Raw genomic sequence first — 2,805 nt, 5'->3', positions numbered from 1 at the left:
TCGATATGGTCTTTGGTATGATAGACGACTCTCCGGTCAAAAGAGGAAAGGGGAATGGTCTCCAAGGTGCTTTCCAACTGCTTCAACGAATCCGGCCTTTGTTCCAGTTGCTCGATGGCCACCTTTCCGAACTTGGCGGTTTCAACGACATCCGGATTGTGCGAGCAAACGGCAAGTCCCACATAAAAAGGTGCGGCAAACGGCAACCTGAAAGAACCTCCAGAAGATTGCAGCTCCCCGCCATCGTCGACGATGGACATTGAAATATAAGCCCCATTCTTTTCGATGCGTACCCGTTTCGGGGCGGTGACATTGGCCTGTATTTCACGTGTCGGACCGCCTGCCGAATCCCGATATTGGATAGACGTCAGTCCATCGCCATGCACGGCCGCATCCACATAGGCTGATTCCGGACCAAGACTTTGGCGGATCATAAGACAGGCCTTGCGGTGGGGGTCGGTACCCTTGCCCACCCATTCGATATCGGCCGTAAGGGAAACATCACCGGACATTTTTTTCCATACAAAATGGAACTCATCGGTCTCGCCCCACATGTTGGTGCCGCTTCCGGAAACGGTATACCTTCCAGTAGAAGCATCGAATTCCGCCGAACCGGCATTCTTGACAGGACCGATATCGCCGTTGCCTTCGAAAATGCCCAGATCTTGAGTGTGCCCAAAGGAGGTCACCATCATGGTGAGGACCCAAAAGTAAAGGGTTGGGAATTGTGTTTTCAATGCTTTCATTTTAAGCCAGGGTATCTTTTCAAGTTAACTATAAACTTTTTTGCAGGCGACGGTTTAGCGGTATAATTTAAGTTAAATCCAAAAATCATCCCTATAACACCGGTTATTATTATTTTCAATAGTAGATAAAACTCTTTGGGCATCTTTAATCTAAAGACAAATTACGATAAAATAGTGGAAATAGGTAGCGGCTTTTTTCGAAAGTTAGGTAAGTGCTTTTGTGCAACCTGTATAAAAATAGGTTTGATTTTTTTCTATATTTGGGCTACGTTGCGAACAAACGCTAAAAACGTACGAATATGGACCAACGAAGGGATTTCATCAAAAAAACAGCCCTTTTAGGGGCGGGTGCAGTCCCGCCCAGTTATTCTTTCGGCATTCCAAAATACGGAATGAAAGATAAGCTGAACGTGGGCATTTCGGAAGCCAAATGGCGTACGCAGCATTCCGTGCTTCGCAATGCCGACGTGTATCCTACCCATGGCCTCGGCACTATCGCCGTGATGGATAACATCAACCGCGGAAACCGTTTTCTTTCCCTGACCTCACATGGCACCAAAGCCCGGGGACTGCACGACTACATCGTTGAAAATGGCGGGGAAGAGCATCCCAATGCCAAAATTAATTTCAAAATGGGCGATGTTATTACCAGCACCATCGAAACCGCCAACGGGGAAACGATTCTCATAACGCATGATACGACCCTTCCGAGACCCTATTCCCTAGGCTTCCGCAACCAGGGTACGAAAGGCCTTTGGGAAGTCGACGGCAACCGTATCTACGTAGAAGGAAAATCGGCGGAACCCCACGAATGGGATGTCGCGGATGAGTGGCTCGAAAAATACGACCATCCCCTTTGGAAAAAATATGGCGAACACGCTCTCGGTGCCGGCCATGGTGGAATGGATTTTTTCGTGGAAAATGCCTTTGTAGAATCCGCCAAACAAAACGTGGCTCCCCCAATGGACGCCTACGATGCCGCGGCATGGAGTGCCGTCACCCCATTGTCGGAGCTTTCCATCGCCAACAACGGCGAACCCCAAGATTTTCCTGATTTTACAAGAGGAAATCGGATTAAAAGGAAACCCTACGACTGGATGAAGGATAGCTATTGAAGGATAATTAACGAAGAATACCAAGAATCCAACAACTTATTTTCCACCCGTTTTTTCTAAACCTAAAGGATGCAAAAATTTTCTTTCAAAGGCTGGCAGCGTTCCTCGATCATAGCTAGCACCATGGTGCTACTGGTTTCGGGATGCCAATCAAAAACAGAAAAAACACCGGTCAAAGGCGATAGTCCCAAACGCCCCAACATCGTCATCATCTATGCCGACGACCTCGGCTACGGCGAACTGGGCGCCTATGGGGCCACCGAATTGGAAACCCCGAATTTGGATAAGCTCGCCAACGGCGGCATGCGCTTTACCAACGGTTATGCTTCTTCCGCGACCTGTACCCCAAGTCGATACGCCCTGCTCACGGGCACCTATCCATGGCGGAACAAGAACGCCAAAATCTTGCCCGGCACCGCGCCTTTGATTATCGATACGGCACAGATGACCATCCCCAGAATGCTGCGGGAGCAAGGCTATAAAACGGGTATCGTCGGAAAGTGGCATTTGGGGTTAGGCAACGGAAACGTAAACTGGAACGAACGCATCGCCCCCGGCCCCAACGAAGTAGGTTTTGAGCAGAGCTATATTATGGCGGCCACCCAAGACCGGGTGCCAACGGTCTACATTCAAAACGGAAAGGTGGTCAAGCTTGATTCGAACGACCCGATACAGGTCGATTACGATAACAATTTTCCCGGAGAACCTACAGGAAAGGATAATCCTGAACAGCTAAAAATGAAATGGCACCATGGCCATAACAACAGCATTGTAAACGGTATTCCCCGCATCGGTTTTATGAAAGGCGGCGAATCCGCCAAATGGATTGATGAGGATATGGCGGACACCTTTCTGGCCGAAGCCCAAAAATATGTCGCGGCGCACAAAACCGAACCTTTCTTTTTATATTACGCCTTACAGCAACCACACGTTCCGCGTACCCC

The 2,805-nt window shown here is 49.1% G+C and carries 2 protein-coding genes and 1 pseudogene; 2 read left to right on the top strand and 1 reads right to left on the bottom strand.

Annotated features, from left to right (window positions below):
• Positions 1-737 (bottom strand): annotated as a pseudogene (locus ACEW8S_RS17825) (hypothetical protein); the annotation flags it as partial.
• 308 nt (positions 738-1,045) lie between these two features.
• On the opposite strand from ACEW8S_RS17825, the gene ACEW8S_RS17820 reads away from it, so the two are divergent.
• A complete protein-coding gene (locus tag ACEW8S_RS17820) occupies positions 1,046-1,861 on the top strand; it encodes a hypothetical protein (RefSeq protein ID WP_373519460.1) in 816 nt (271 codons plus the stop codon).
• Positions 1,862-1,984: 123 nt separating this feature from the next.
• On the top strand, positions 1,985-2,805 hold an 821-nt coding region (locus tag ACEW8S_RS17815; RefSeq protein ID WP_373519461.1), incomplete at its 3' end, for a sulfatase-like hydrolase/transferase.

The sequence above is a fragment of the Pricia sp. genome (genome assembly GCF_041745955.1).
Lineage (GTDB): Bacteria > Bacteroidota > Bacteroidia > Flavobacteriales > Flavobacteriaceae > Pricia.
Note: the sequence above shows the minus strand (reverse complement) of the source record. Positions and strands in the feature narration are given on the sequence as shown.